Annotated in this window: 9 protein-coding genes, 2 tRNA genes, 2 rRNA genes and 1 pseudogene; 10 read left to right on the top strand and 4 right to left on the bottom strand. The window is 50.9% G+C overall.

Annotated elements, in window-relative coordinates; translation table 11 throughout:
* Positions 1 to 36: 36 nt before the first annotated feature.
* The 5 genes from JQN59_RS18565 to dkgB all read left to right on the top strand — a co-directional run bounded on the left by JQN59_RS18565 (position 37) and on the right by dkgB (position 4,688).
* Positions 37 to 112: transfer RNA gene (locus JQN59_RS18565), tRNA-Glu, on the top strand.
* Between the two features lie 221 nt (positions 113 to 333).
* Positions 334 to 3,241, top strand: a 23S ribosomal RNA gene (locus tag JQN59_RS18560).
* Positions 3,242 to 3,335: 94 nt separating this feature from the next.
* Positions 3,336 to 3,451 (top strand): 5S ribosomal RNA (gene rrf, locus JQN59_RS18555).
* 192 nt (positions 3,452 to 3,643) lie between these two features.
* Positions 3,644 to 3,720: transfer RNA gene (locus JQN59_RS18550), tRNA-Asp, on the top strand.
* Positions 3,721 to 3,884: 164 nt separating this feature from the next.
* Positions 3,885 to 4,688 carry a 2,5-didehydrogluconate reductase DkgB gene (dkgB, locus tag JQN59_RS18545; protein ID WP_003830794.1) on the top strand — a complete coding sequence of 268 codons (804 nt, stop codon included), beginning with the start codon at positions 3,885 to 3,887 and terminating at the stop codon, positions 4,686 to 4,688.
* Positions 4,689 to 4,709: 21 nt separating this feature from the next.
* On the opposite strand, the gene yafC is transcribed toward dkgB, so the two are convergent.
* Positions 4,710 to 5,624 (bottom strand): DNA-binding transcriptional regulator YafC, encoded by a 915-nt coding sequence (gene yafC / locus JQN59_RS18540; RefSeq protein WP_008783768.1) that lies wholly within the window; start codon positions 5,622 to 5,624, stop codon positions 4,710 to 4,712.
* Between the two features lie 104 nt (positions 5,625 to 5,728).
* On the opposite strand from yafC, the gene JQN59_RS18535 reads away from it, so the two are divergent.
* The 3 genes from JQN59_RS18535 to JQN59_RS18525 all read left to right on the top strand — a co-directional run bounded on the left by JQN59_RS18535 (position 5,729) and on the right by JQN59_RS18525 (position 8,683).
* The gene (locus JQN59_RS18535) at positions 5,729 to 6,904 is read left to right on the top strand and encodes an MFS transporter (RefSeq protein WP_149607822.1); all 1,176 of its coding nucleotides are present in this window, start codon (positions 5,729 to 5,731) and stop codon (positions 6,902 to 6,904) included.
* Positions 6,905 to 7,035: 131 nt separating this feature from the next.
* Positions 7,036 to 7,836: an endonuclease/exonuclease/phosphatase family protein gene (locus JQN59_RS18530; RefSeq protein WP_008783770.1), complete on the top strand. Its 801-nt coding sequence runs from the start codon at positions 7,036 to 7,038 to the stop codon at positions 7,834 to 7,836.
* Positions 7,837 to 7,912: 76 nt separating this feature from the next.
* On the top strand, positions 7,913 to 8,683 hold the full coding sequence (locus JQN59_RS18525; RefSeq protein ID WP_048214880.1) for a class I SAM-dependent methyltransferase: 771 nt from the start codon (positions 7,913 to 7,915) through the stop codon (positions 8,681 to 8,683).
* A 49-nt stretch (positions 8,684 to 8,732) separates the two neighbouring features.
* On the opposite strand, the gene mltD is transcribed toward JQN59_RS18525, so the two are convergent.
* Positions 8,733 to 10,091 carry a murein transglycosylase D gene (gene mltD / locus JQN59_RS18520; RefSeq protein WP_048214879.1) on the bottom strand — a complete coding sequence of 453 codons (1,359 nt, stop codon included), beginning with the start codon at positions 10,089 to 10,091 and terminating at the stop codon, positions 8,733 to 8,735.
* 71 nt (positions 10,092 to 10,162) lie between these two features.
* On the bottom strand, positions 10,163 to 10,918 hold the full coding sequence (gloB, locus tag JQN59_RS18515; protein ID WP_048226445.1) for a hydroxyacylglutathione hydrolase: 756 nt from the start codon (positions 10,916 to 10,918) through the stop codon (positions 10,163 to 10,165).
* 33 nt (positions 10,919 to 10,951) lie between these two features.
* Between gloB and JQN59_RS18510 the strand changes: the two genes are divergently transcribed.
* On the top strand, positions 10,952 to 11,674 hold the full coding sequence (locus tag JQN59_RS18510; RefSeq protein WP_048214878.1) for a class I SAM-dependent methyltransferase: 723 nt from the start codon (positions 10,952 to 10,954) through the stop codon (positions 11,672 to 11,674).
* Here the strand turns inward: JQN59_RS18510 and rnhA are convergent.
* A pseudogene (gene rnhA / locus JQN59_RS18505) lies at positions 11,671 to 12,249 on the bottom strand (ribonuclease HI). The gene JQN59_RS18510 and the pseudogene rnhA sit on opposite strands and share 4 nt — an antisense overlap.
* On the opposite strand from rnhA, the gene dnaQ reads away from it, so the two are divergent.
* On the top strand, positions 12,203 to 12,931 hold the full coding sequence (dnaQ, locus tag JQN59_RS18500) for a DNA polymerase III subunit epsilon (RefSeq protein WP_095533177.1): 729 nt from the start codon (positions 12,203 to 12,205) through the stop codon (positions 12,929 to 12,931). The pseudogene rnhA and the gene dnaQ sit on opposite strands and share 47 nt — an antisense overlap.
* The last annotated feature ends 50 nt before the right edge of the window (positions 12,932 to 12,981 follow it).

Raw genomic sequence — 12,981 nt, 5'->3', positions numbered from 1 at the left:
GTAAATAGCAAGGCGTCTTGCGATTGAGACTTCAGTGTCCCCTTCGTCTAGAGGCCCAGGACACCGCCCTTTCACGGCGGTAACAGGGGTTCGAATCCCCTAGGGGACGCCACTTGCTGGTATGTGTGAGTGAAAGTCGCCGACCGAAGTATCTCAAAACTGACTTTCGAGTCACGTTTGAGATATTTGCTCTTTAAAAATCTGGATCAAGCTGAAAATTGAAACGACACACTGTTTCATTTCTCCGTAATAAGAAATGAAAAGCGGTGTGTTCGAGTCTCTCAAATTTTTGCAAGTCGATGATGAATCGAAAGAAACATCTTCGGGTTGTGAGGTTAAGCGACTAAGCGTACACGGTGGATGCCCTGGCAGTCAGAGGCGATGAAGGACGTGCTAATCTGCGATAAGCGTCGGTAAGGTGATATGAACCGTTATAACCGGCGATTTCCGAATGGGGAAACCCAGTGTGTTTCGACACACTATCATTACGTGAATACATAGCGTAATGAAGCGAACCGGGGGAACTGAAACATCTAAGTACCCCGAGGAAAAGAAATCAACCGAGATTCCCCCAGTAGCGGCGAGCGAACGGGGAGCAGCCCAGAGTCTGAATCAGCATGTGTGTTAGTGGAAGCGTCTGGAAAGTCGCACGATACAGGGTGAAAGTCCCGTACACAAAAGTGCATGTGTTGTGAACTCGAAGAGTAGGGCGGGACACGTGGTATCCTGTCTGAATATGGGGGGACCATCCTCCAAGGCTAAATACTCCTGACTGACCGATAGTGAACCAGTACCGTGAGGGAAAGGCGAAAAGAACCCCGGCGAGGGGAGTGAAAAAGAACCTGAAACCGTGTACGTACAAGCAGTGGGAGCACCCTTTGGGGTGTGACTGCGTACCTTTTGTATAATGGGTCAGCGACTTATATTCTGTAGCAAGGTTAACCGAATAGGGGAGCCGAAGGGAAACCGAGTCTTAACTGGGCGTTAAGTTGCAGGGTATAGACCCGAAACCCGGTGATCTAGCCATGGGCAGGTTGAAGGTTGGGTAACACTAACTGGAGGACCGAACCGACTAATGTTGAAAAATTAGCGGATGACTTGTGGCTGGGGGTGAAAGGCCAATCAAACCGGGAGATAGCTGGTTCTCCCCGAAAGCTATTTAGGTAGCGCCTCGTGAATTCATCTTCGGGGGTAGAGCACTGTTTCGGCTAGGGGGTCATCCCGACTTACCAACCCGATGCAAACTGCGAATACCGAAGAATGTTATCACGGGAGACACACGGCGGGTGCTAACGTCCGTCGTGAAGAGGGAAACAACCCAGACCGCCAGCTAAGGTCCCAAAGTCATGGTTAAGTGGGAAACGATGTGGGAAGGCACAGACAGCCAGGATGTTGGCTTAGAAGCAGCCATCATTTAAAGAAAGCGTAATAGCTCACTGGTCGAGTCGGCCTGCGCGGAAGATGTAACGGGGCTAAACCATGCACCGAAGCTGCGGCAGCGACACTATGTGTTGTTGGGTAGGGGAGCGTTCTGTAAGCCGTTGAAGGTGTATCGTGAGGTATGCTGGAGGTATCAGAAGTGCGAATGCTGACATAAGTAACGATAATGCGGGTGAAAAACCCGCACGCCGGAAGACCAAGGGTTCCTGTCCAACGTTAATCGGGGCAGGGTGAGTCGACCCCTAAGGCGAGGCCGAAAGGCGTAGTCGATGGGAAACAGGTTAATATTCCTGTACTTGGTGTTACTGCGAAGGGGGGACGGAGAAGGCTATGTTAGCCGGGCGACGGTTGTCCCGGTTTAAGCATGTAGGCGGAGGTTCCAGGTAAATCCGGTACCTTATTAACGCTGAGGTGTGATGACGAGGCACTACGGTGCTGAAGTAACAAATGCCCTGCTTCCAGGAAAAGCCTCTAAGCATCAGGTAACACGAAATCGTACCCCAAACCGACACAGGTGGTCAGGTAGAGAATACCAAGGCGCTTGAGAGAACTCGGGTGAAGGAACTAGGCAAAATGGTGCCGTAACTTCGGGAGAAGGCACGCTGATATGTAGGTGAAGTGGTTTACCCATGGAGCTGAAATCAGTCGAAGATACCAGCTGGCTGCAACTGTTTATTAAAAACACAGCACTGTGCAAACACGAAAGTGGACGTATACGGTGTGACGCCTGCCCGGTGCCGGAAGGTTAATTGATGGGGTTATCCGTAAGGAGAAGCTCTTGATCGAAGCCCCGGTAAACGGCGGCCGTAACTATAACGGTCCTAAGGTAGCGAAATTCCTTGTCGGGTAAGTTCCGACCTGCACGAATGGCGTAATGATGGCCAGGCTGTCTCCACCCGAGACTCAGTGAAATTGAACTCGCTGTGAAGATGCAGTGTACCCGCGGCAAGACGGAAAGACCCCGTGAACCTTTACTATAGCTTGACACTGAACACTGGTCCTTGATGTGTAGGATAGGTGGGAGGCTTTGAAGTGTGGACGCCAGTCTGCATGGAGCCATCCTTGAAATACCACCCTTTAATGGCTGGTGTTCTAACGTAGACCCGTAATCCGGGTTGCGGACAGTGTCTGGTGGGTAGTTTGACTGGGGCGGTCTCCTCCTAAAGAGTAACGGAGGAGCACGAAGGTTAGCTAATCCTGGTCGGACATCAGGAGGTTAGTGCAAAGGCATAAGCTAGCTTGACTGCGAGAGTGACGGCTCGAGCAGGTGCGAAAGCAGGTCTTAGTGATCCGGTGGTTCTGAATGGAAGGGCCATCGCTCAACGGATAAAAGGTACTCCGGGGATAACAGGCTGATACCGCCCAAGAGTTCATATCGACGGCGGTGTTTGGCACCTCGATGTCGGCTCATCACATCCTGGGGCTGAAGTAGGTCCCAAGGGTATGGCTGTTCGCCATTTAAAGTGGTACGCGAGCTGGGTTTAGAACGTCGTGAGACAGTTCGGTCCCTATCTGCCGTGGGCGCTGGAGAATTGAGGGGGGCTGCTCCTAGTACGAGAGGACCGGAGTGGACGCATCACTGGTGTTCGGGTTGTCATGCCAATGGCATTGCCCGGTAGCTAAATGCGGAAGAGATAAGTGCTGAAAGCATCTAAGCACGAAACTTGCCCCGAGATGAGTTCTCCCTGACCCTTTAAGGGTCCTGAAGGAACGTTGAAGACGACGACGTTGATAGGTCGGGTGTGTAAGTGTAGCGATACATTGAGCTAACCGATACTAATGAACCGTGAGGCTTAACCTTACAACGCCGAAGATGTTTTGGCGAAGAGAGATATTTTCAGCCTGATACAGATAACATCGACATGCCCAGGAGGTGTGTTGATAAACAGAATTTGCCTGGCGGCTGTAGCGCGGTGGTCCCACCTGACCCCATGCCGAACTCAGAAGTGAAACGCCGTAGCGCCGATGGTAGTGTGGGGCCTCCCCATGCGAGAGTAGGGAACTGCCAGGCATCAAATTAGAAGTATGGCACTGACTTTCGAGGCAGTTCACTACTCGATAGAGAGTAGGACAAAAGCGAAAGCTTTTGAACGTTGCAAAGCAACGGCCCGAAGGGTGAATCACAAAGTGATTCATAAACTGCCAGGCATCAAATTGCAGTAAACCGGGATGAAGAATCCGGGTAGTGACAAAGAAATTCGGTGGAGCGGTAGTTCAGTTGGTTAGAATACCTGCCTGTCACGCAGGGGGTCGCGGGTTCGAGTCCCGTCCGTTCCGCCACTTATTAAGAGCCCTGAGCTAACGCTCAGGGCTTTTTCTTTGTCTGCAATTTAATTATTGCTGAATCCGCAAATATCCTCTGCATTTTTCACTCTTTTTCTATAAAGAGCTAAAGCTCATAATCCTCTCAGTTAACGAACATAGTGATTATAAAGAGGAATTCTATGACTATCCCTGCATTCGGTTTAGGTACTTTCCGCCTGAAAGACGACGTGGTTATCGCTTCTGTTAAAACGGCGCTTGAGCTAGGCTACCGTGCTGTCGACACTGCACAAATCTATGATAATGAAGCGGCTGTTGGTCAGGCGATTGCCGAAAGTGGCGTACCGCGTAACGAGCTGTATATCACCACCAAGATCTGGATTGAAAATCTCAGCAAAGAAAAACTGATCCCAAGTCTGAAAGAAAGCCTGAAGAAGTTGCGTACAGATTATGTCGATCTGACGCTGATCCACTGGCCATCTCCAGGTGATGCGGTATCTGTTGAGGAATTCATGCAGGCGCTGCTCGAAGCAAAACAGCAGGGACTGACTCGTGAAATTGGTATCTCAAACTTCACCATTCCGCTGATGGAAAAAGCCATTGCCGCAGTAGGTGCAGAGAATATCGCGACTAACCAGATTGAGCTTTCTCCGTATCTGCAGAGCCGTAAGGTGGTTGACTGGGCGAAAGCACACGGTATCCACATCACCTCTTACATGACGCTGGCTTACGGTAAAGCGCTGAAAGATGAAGTGATTGCGCACATTGCCGCTAAACATAACGCGACCCCGGCGCAGGTTATTCTGGCATGGGCAATGGGGGAAGGTTACTCCGTAATTCCTTCTTCTACCAAACGTGAAAACCTGGCAAGCAACCTGCTGGCGCTGGAACTGCATCTGGATGCCGAAGATAAAAAAGCGATCGCGGCACTGGACTGCAACGATCGTCTGGTCAGCCCGGAAGGTCTGGCCCCTGATTGGGATTAATTGCCTGACCCTCTGTACCCATTAACCCTCTTTCACAGCTCCTTCGGGAGCTGTTCTTATATATTCACTTAAAAAGTCGATAAATGCCCGGATGCGCGTACTGACGGCACGATCGCTGTAATAAACTGCGCTAAAAGGCATCTCTACCGGCAGACGTTTATCTGCCAATAACTCCACCAGTTCACCCCGCGCGATCTCTTTATCTATCATATAATCTGAAAGACATGCGATGCCGTTGCCATTCAGGCAAAGCTGTTTTAGCGTTTCTCCACTGTTGGAAGAAATTCCGCACTCAACCTCATGCAGCTGTCCGTCGCTACAGGCAATCGGCCAGGTATTGAGTGAAACCGGTTCGGAAAACCCCAGACACAGATGCTGATTTAACTCCTCGACGCTCTCTGGCTTGCCAAAACGGGCAATGTAGTCCGGTGAGGCAATAATCTTACGATAGCTGGTAAATAGCGGACGCGCACGTAGACTCGAGTCAGTCAGTGTACCCGCTCGTATAGCAACATCCACTTTTCGTTCAATAAGATTGATGAACGTTTCTGAGGAGACGAGAGACAACGTCATCTCGGGATACCGTTCCCGGAACGGCTTGATTAGCGGCATCAGGAAATGCAACATCACCGGTGTTGCTGCGTCGATGCGCAGCAGGCCGCGCGGAGTATTGCGCGACTCCATGATTTCCGTTTCTGCTGCAGCCATCTCTTGCAGTATCTGCTGCACCCGCCTGAAGTAGCGCTCTCCTTCTTCGGTCAGGCTTAGCTGTCGGGTCGTGCGATTAAGCAAACTGACGCCCAATTTCATCTCCAGCTTTTTTACTGCCCGGCTGACCGCGGAATTGGCTTGTCCAAGCTGTTCTGCCGCCCGGCTAAAGCTGCCGCTTTCCACTACCGCCACAAAAATTGCAAGTTCTTCGGAGGTTGCTTTCATTTTTGCACCTGACGCAAAATTATATTGAGATTTTGAATATTTTTGTCATTAAAACATCCAGGCATACTGCGTGTCATCTGATTACTGATGTTACGGAGTTATTTATGCCTCTCGCTTTATTTGCACTAACAATAAGTGCCTTCGCTATAGGCACTACTGAGTTTGTGATTGTTGGTCTGGTGCCGACCATCGCTCAACAGCTGGCGATCTCGTTACCTTCAGCCGGAATGCTGGTTTCAATTTATGCGCTGGGTGTGGCAATTGGCGCGCCGGTACTGACCGCTCTGACCGGACGCCTGCCACGTAAACAGTTACTGGTTGCGCTGATGGTTCTGTTTACGGCGGGGAATTTGCTGGCATGGCAGGCACCCGGGTATATGACACTCATTATTGCTCGTCTGCTGACTGGACTGGCACATGGCGTATTCTTCTCGATTGGTTCTACCATCGCGACAAGTCTGGTGCCAAAAGAGAAAGCGGCTTCCGCCATTGCCATTATGTTTGGTGGCTTAACGGTGGCGCTGGTCACCGGCGTGCCGCTGGGAACATTTATCGGTCAGCACTTTGGCTGGCGCGAGACTTTCCTCGCGGTATCAATGTTAGGCGTGATTGCACTGATCAGCAGCCAGTTACTGATCCCTGCCAACATTCCCGGTCGTGCTGCCGCCAGCATTCGCGACCAGGTGAAGGTGCTGACTCATCCCCGTCTGTTGCTGATTTACGCCGTTACGGCACTGGGCTACGGCGGTGTATTCACGGCATTCACCTTCCTTGCACCGATGATGCAGGATCTGGCGGGGTACTCCCCGGCAGCAGTAAGCTGGATCTTACTGGGTTACGGTGTTTCAGTGGCTATCGGTAATATCTGGGGCGGTAAGCTGGCGGATAAACATGGTGCGGTTCCGGCGCTGAAATTCATTTTCGCCGCGCTGTTTGTTCTGCTGATGGTCTTCCAACTGACGGCCTCCACGCAGTACGCCGCGCTGGCTACCATTCTGGTGATGGGGATCTTTGCCTTTGGTAACGTACCGGGATTGCAGGTCTACGTGGTACAGAAAGCTGAGCAATTTACGCCTAATGCTGTAGATGTGGCGTCAGGGTTAAACATTGCGGCGTTTAACATTGGGATTGCGCTGGGGTCAGTGATTGGCGGGCAAACGGTCGAGCATTATGGTTTAGCACAGACGCCGTGGATTGGCGCCCTCATTGTTCTGGTAGCTTTCCTGCTGATGGGTGTCAGCGGTCGTCTTGATAAACCCGTGCGTGTTGCTCTGGGGTAAATCATTGATGTAAGCGCCCACTTACAAAACAAACTGCAATTGTTCGTTGAAAGTGAGTGCTAAAATCCCTATAACAGAAGAACCAGTCCGGCTGCGGACTGGTTGACGTTACAGAGGTTTGAAAGTCTAAAGTGCGAAAAAACACCTATGCCATGCGTTATGTTGCCGGACAACCCGCCGAGCGGATTTTACCGCCGGGGTCGTTTGCGCATATTGGCCAGGCATTACCCGCAGGCGTTCCGTTAAGTAGTGAAGACCGCATTCGCGTGCTGGTATGGAATATTTTTAAACAGCAGCGCGCAGAATGGCAGTCGGTGCTGAAGAATTTTGGCAAAGATGCGCATCTGGTATTATTACAGGAAGCGCAAACCACGCCAGAACTGGTGCAGTTTGCGACCGCTAACTACCTTGCTGCCGATCAGGTTCCTGCCTTTGTGCTGCCTCAGCATCCCTCTGGCGTCATGACGCTCTCTGCTGCTCATCCTGTTTACTGTTGTCCATTGCGCGAGCGTGAGCCTATTTTACGGCTGGCAAAATCGGCTCTGGTAACGGTGTATCCGCTGCCTGACTCCCGATTATTAATGGTGGTGAATATCCACGCGGTTAACTTTAGCCTCGGCGTCGATGTTTATAGTAAGCAGTTACTTCCCATTGGCGATCAGATTGCTCATCACAGCGGTCCGGTTATTATGGCCGGTGATTTTAATGCCTGGAGTCGTCGACGGATGAATGCGCTGTACCGCTTTGCGCGTGAAATGTCGCTGCGCCAGGTACGTTTTACCGACGATCAGCGCCGACGCGCGTTTGGTCGCCCTCTCGATTTTGTGTTCTATCGTGGTCTGAACGTGAGTGAAGCCTCTGTGCTGGTCACCCGTGCATCCGATCACAACCCGCTACTCGTTGAATTCAGTCCCGGCAAACCTGAACAATAACAGTGTGTCAGGTCTGCCGTAGGGCAGGCCTGTGATGGTTGCCCTTCCTATTTCACAACAACCGAAGGACAACACAATGACAACTCGCTCTCACCATGACAACGTCGAAAAACAGTTTGGCTCTCAAGCTAATGCCTATTTAACCAGTACGGTGCACGCCTCTGGCCGTGACTTGCAACGTCTGGGGGAAAGGTTATCGGCATTTCCGCAGGCCCGTGTGTTGGATATGGGATGTGGAGCGGGGCATGCCAGCTTTGTAGCCGCGCAACACGTAAAGCAGGTTGTGGCTTATGATTTATCGTCGCAGATGCTTGAGGTGGTCGCTGAGGCGGCAAATGACAGAGGCCTGGAGAATGTCGCCACACGCCAGGGTTATGCCGAAAGTCTGCCATTTGAAGATAGCGAATTTGACGTGGTGATTAGCCGCTATTCTGCGCATCACTGGCATGATGTCGGACGCGCGCTGCGGGAAGTGAACCGCGTTCTGAAGCCCGGTGGTGTATTGATTGTGATGGATGTGATGTCACCAGGCCACCCAGTACGTGATATCTGGTTGCAAACCGTGGAGGCGTTACGCGATACCTCGCATGTTCGTAACTATTCCAGTGGAGAGTGGCTGTCGTTAATCAACGATGCCAATTTGATTGCCGATACTTTGTTAACCGATCGCCTGCCACTGGAGTTCAGTTCGTGGGTCGCGAGGATGCGTACGCCCGCGGCGTTGAGCGACGCGATTCGTGCATACCAACAAAGTGCTTCTGCAGACGTGAAAGCCTACTTTGCGTTACAGGAAGATGGCTCGTTTACCAGCGACACGATAATGGTTGAGGCACATAAAGCGGGATAAATAAAAAAGGCACTGGGGGGAATCCAGTGCCTTCATTTCTAGAATGCTATCAGGAGTCCGGCATACCGTTGTTTTTCACAAACAACGTGAGCTGATCGCCTGGCTGTAGATTGTCCGTATCGCTGTTCCAGCGCATGACATCTTTGATGTTAACCCCGTGACGTTTGGCAATGCTCGACAGCGAGTCGCCTTTACGCACACGATAGGTGATGCTATCGCTGTTGTTCGCCAGACGCTGTGCGCTGGTACCCGCACCCACCGTCAGGCTTTGACCCACTTTCAGGGATGACCCGCGCAGATTATTCCACTGCTTAAGGTCATTGGTGCTCACGCCAAGGCGTGACGCGACGCCAGAAAGCGTATCGCCAGAGCGAACTTTGTAGCTACGACTGTTCAGCGGCGTGTTATCCGCGACCAGCGTTGACTGCACGGCTGCAATTTCACCTGAAGCCAGAGACTCACGCAGCTTCTCTGCATGCTTCTTTGGCACCATCACATATTGCGGGCCGCTGGCACCCAACGTGGAGCCTTTCACGCCTGCATTGAAGGTCTTCAGCTTGCTGACGGAAATACCCGCCATATCAGCAACCTGAGCCATCTCAACCGGGCTACTCAGGCGAACACGTGCCAACGCGCGGCTTTCGTCTGTTGTTGGCAGACGTACGCCATAGCGTTTGCTGTTTTTGAGTATATCGCTCAATGCCAGCATTTTGGGCACGTATAGCTTCGTTTCCTGAGGCAATGGCAACGACCAGAAGTCAGTGGGTTTACCACGAGCTTTGTTCGTTTTGATTGCCTTCATGACACGACCTTCACCGCTATTATAAGCAGCAACGGTCAGCAGCCAGTCGCCATCAAACATCTTGTTCAGACGCTGCATCATGTCCAGCGCGGCGGTGGTGGAAGCCACAACGTCGCGACGTGCATCATAACTGCGGGTCTGTTTTAAACCATAATTGCGCCCCGTGCTCGGAATGATCTGCCAAATACCTGCGGCATTGGCGCCAGACGTTGCGTGAGGATCAAAAGCGCTCTCCACTATGGGTAGTAGTACCAGTTCCATAGGCATGTTACGTTTCTTAACCTGCCCGGCTATCCAGTACATATACGGCTCTGCCCGTAAAGTTACATCGTGGAGATAGCTCTTATTGCGTAAATACTTCTGTTTCTGTTCGCGAATCCGGCTGTTTTCCGGAATTCCCATCTTTAGCTCGTCACCAATGAAAGCCCACAAATCTTGATCAGCAGCGATAGATGTTCCGTCGTCCATCCATCGCGCCTGACTTGTAAACTTTCCTGCTTCCCCTTGACCAGCTGCAGAAAGGCTCTGTGCGTGTTGTTGGACGTTACCAGTATTCTGGCACCCAACAAGCAGGACAGAGGCGAGTAATATCGCTTTTGCCTTCATGTGTGTGTCAATAGTTGCTTAAAAGACGACCGATCATAACGGCGAAGTTTTCAAAAGGCAACCCGGAATTGTCAGAACGTATCTTTCTTTGACCTTAACCAGGCAAAACGCTCTTCAGGTTGTTGCAATATTGTTTCTTTGTTTATTTCATTAATTAAATCAATATCTTCCGTTCTCAAAAAAAGATTATTTCGCCGCTCATTTTTCAGAATTACGGGTAGTGTCATTTGTTTTTTTACGCGTAACTCATTAACTTTACGATAATATTCATTTATGAACGAATCGTGCGGGAGAATGCTTAAGGCAAACTTCATGTTTGCTAATGTGTACTCATGTGCGCAACAAATTAATGTATCGTCAGGAAGTTCGTTTATTTTTTTAAGTGATTGATACATTTGAGTTGCTGTACCTTCGAAAAGTCGACCGCAACCGCCAGAAAAGAGCGTGTCACCACAAAATAAGTAAGGGTGGCTAAAGTAACAGATATGTCCTAAAGTGTGACCCGGAGTGGCAATTACCCTAAATTCATGCCCCAAAACGAGTGCAATATCGCCATCTTCAACTACGTGTGTCGTTCCCTTATCTTGCGTTTCAGCCGGTCCGTATACCACTAATTGTGGGAAATGTTGCAGGAGTTCTTTCACTCCACCCACGTGATCCTGATGATGGTGGGTTAGCAGAATGGCTTCCGGCACCCAGTTATGCTCTGCAATGGCTTTCAAAACAGGAGCCGCTTCACCCGGGTCCACAATCAGACAATGCTGGTCATTATTTGACAGGACCCAGATGTAATTGTCCTGAAATGCAGGAATACTGTTAAGATTCATATATTACCTCTCAATGCGTAACGGAAGGTTGTGATGAAACCGGCAAGGATCCCTCAAACTGTCGTAGCGCCCGTTAGCTGGGATGATTTGCCCTGGGGCGAACATTATCGTGAGGCGCTGGAGCATCAGCTTAACCCGTGGTTTGCAAAAATGTACGGTTTTCATCTGCTTAAGGTTGGTAATTTAAGCGCAGAAATCGATTCTGAAGCGTGCGCGGTTTCTCATCAGGTAAATGTTTCTTTGCAGGGATCTCCCATGCAGGTGACGGCCGATCCTTTGCATCTTCCCTTTGCCGATAAGTCCGTGGATGTCTGTTTATTGGCCCATACGTTACCGTGGTGCTCCGATCCGCATCGCCTACTGCGTGAAGCCGATCGCGTGTTGATTGATGACGGCTGGTTGATTCTGAGCGGTTTTAACCCGGTAAGCTTGATGGGATTGCGTAAACTGGTGCCCGTATTGCGCAAGACATCGCCCTATAACAGTCGGATGTTTACCCTCATGCGTCAACTGGACTGGCTATCATTACTGAATTTTGAAGTGCTGCACTATAGTCGTTTTCATGTTCTGCCCTGGAACAAGAAGGGCGGGAAAATGTTGAGCGCCCATATCCCCGCGCTGGGCTGTTTACAGCTGGTGGTTGCGCGCAAGCGAACCATTCCGCTTACGCTCAACCCGATGAAACAAAATAAAAGCAAAACGCCTATCCGTCATGCCGTTGGCGCGACCCGGCAATACCGTAAACCGGACGCTTAAGCCTCAGTCTGATACCCAATATCATCCTGAGTCGGGCTCATGGCCGCGGTGCGCGCAAGCTCATCGCAGCGTTCGTTTTCCGGATGGCCCGCATGGCCTTTAACCCATTCCCATTTGATTTGATGCGGCCCCAGCGCGGCATCGAGACGTTTCCACAGATCGACGTTCTTCACCGGTTTTTTATCTGCTGTTTTCCAGCCGCGCTTCTTCCAGTTGTGGATCCACTGCGTAATGCCTTGACGCACATACTGGCTGTCCGTGCTGAGTATCACTTCACACTGTTCTTTCAGGGCTTCCAGCGCAACGATTGCCGCCATCAGCTCCATGCGATTATTAGTGGTGAGGTTGTAGCCCTCGCTAAAGGTTTTTTCGCGCCCGCGATAGCGTAAAATCGCCCCATAACCACCAGGCCCTGGATTTCCCAGGCAAGAACCATCGGTGAAAATTTCTACCTGTTTAAGCATCTCTGGTAGACTTCCTGTTTTAGCAAATCGAAATCAAACGATAAGTCTGACATAAATGACCGTTATGAGCACTGGAATTACACGACAGATCGTCCTCGATACCGAAACCACCGGTATGAACCAGATTGGCGCCCACTATGAAGGCCACAAGATCATTGAGATCGGTGCGGTTGAAGTGGTGAACCGCCGCCTGACCGGCAATAACTTCCACGTTTACCTGAAGCCGGACCGGCTGGTGGACCCGGAAGCGTTCGGCGTACACGGAATCGCAGACGAATTCCTGCTCGATAAACCTACGTTTGCCGATGTAGCCGACGAGTTTCTCGACTACATTCGCGGCGCGGAGCTGGTCATTCATAACGCATCGTTCGATATCGGCTTTATGGATTACGAATTCGCGAAGCTCAAGCGTGATATTCCGAAGACGAATGAATTTTGCAAAATAACCGATAGCCTGGCGCTGGCGAGGAAAATGTTTCCTGGCAAGCGAAACAGCCTTGATGCGTTATGCTCGCGCTATGAGATAGACAACAGTAAACGAACCCTGCACGGCGCATTGCTCGATGCCCAGATTCTGGCCGACGTTTATCTGATGATGACCGGCGGGCAGACCACGATGGCGTTCTCAATGGAAGGCGACAGCCAGCAGCAGAATGACACGGGGATCCAGCGTATTGTGCGACAGTCCAGTAAACTACGCGTTGTTTTCGCCACTGATGAAGAGTTAGCGGCCCATGAGTCACGCCTTGACCTGGTGCAGAAGAAAGGCGGAAGTTGCCTCTGGCGGGCATAGTTTGTACGTTTACCGTATGAAAATGGCCATTCGGGTGATTTTTGCAGCAA

The organism is Citrobacter sp. B72 (genome assembly GCF_016894305.1).
Taxonomy (GTDB): Bacteria; Pseudomonadota; Gammaproteobacteria; order Enterobacterales; family Enterobacteriaceae; genus Citrobacter; species Citrobacter portucalensis.
Note: the sequence above shows the minus strand (reverse complement) of the source record. Positions and strands in the feature narration are given on the sequence as shown.

What these genes read in the sequence shown, in the direction of transcription:
- dkgB (WP_003830794.1), top strand. Translation starts at nt 3,885, where the DNA reads ATGACTATCCCTGCATTCGGTTTAGGTACTTTCCGCCTGAAAGACGAC.
- yafC (WP_008783768.1), bottom strand. Translation starts at nt 5,624, where the DNA reads ATGAAAGCAACCTCCGAAGAACTTGCAATTTTTGTGGCGGTAGTGGAA.
- JQN59_RS18535 (WP_149607822.1), top strand. Translation starts at nt 5,729, where the DNA reads ATGCCTCTCGCTTTATTTGCACTAACAATAAGTGCCTTCGCTATAGGC.
- JQN59_RS18525 (WP_048214880.1), top strand. Translation starts at nt 7,913, where the DNA reads ATGACAACTCGCTCTCACCATGACAACGTCGAAAAACAGTTTGGCTCT.
- mltD (WP_048214879.1), bottom strand. Translation starts at nt 10,091, where the DNA reads ATGAAGGCAAAAGCGATATTACTCGCCTCTGTCCTGCTTGTTGGGTGC.
- gloB (WP_048226445.1), bottom strand. Translation starts at nt 10,918, where the DNA reads ATGAATCTTAACAGTATTCCTGCATTTCAGGACAATTACATCTGGGTC.
- JQN59_RS18510 (WP_048214878.1), top strand. Translation starts at nt 10,952, where the DNA reads ATGAAACCGGCAAGGATCCCTCAAACTGTCGTAGCGCCCGTTAGCTGG.
- dnaQ (WP_095533177.1), top strand. Translation starts at nt 12,203, where the DNA reads ATGAGCACTGGAATTACACGACAGATCGTCCTCGATACCGAAACCACC.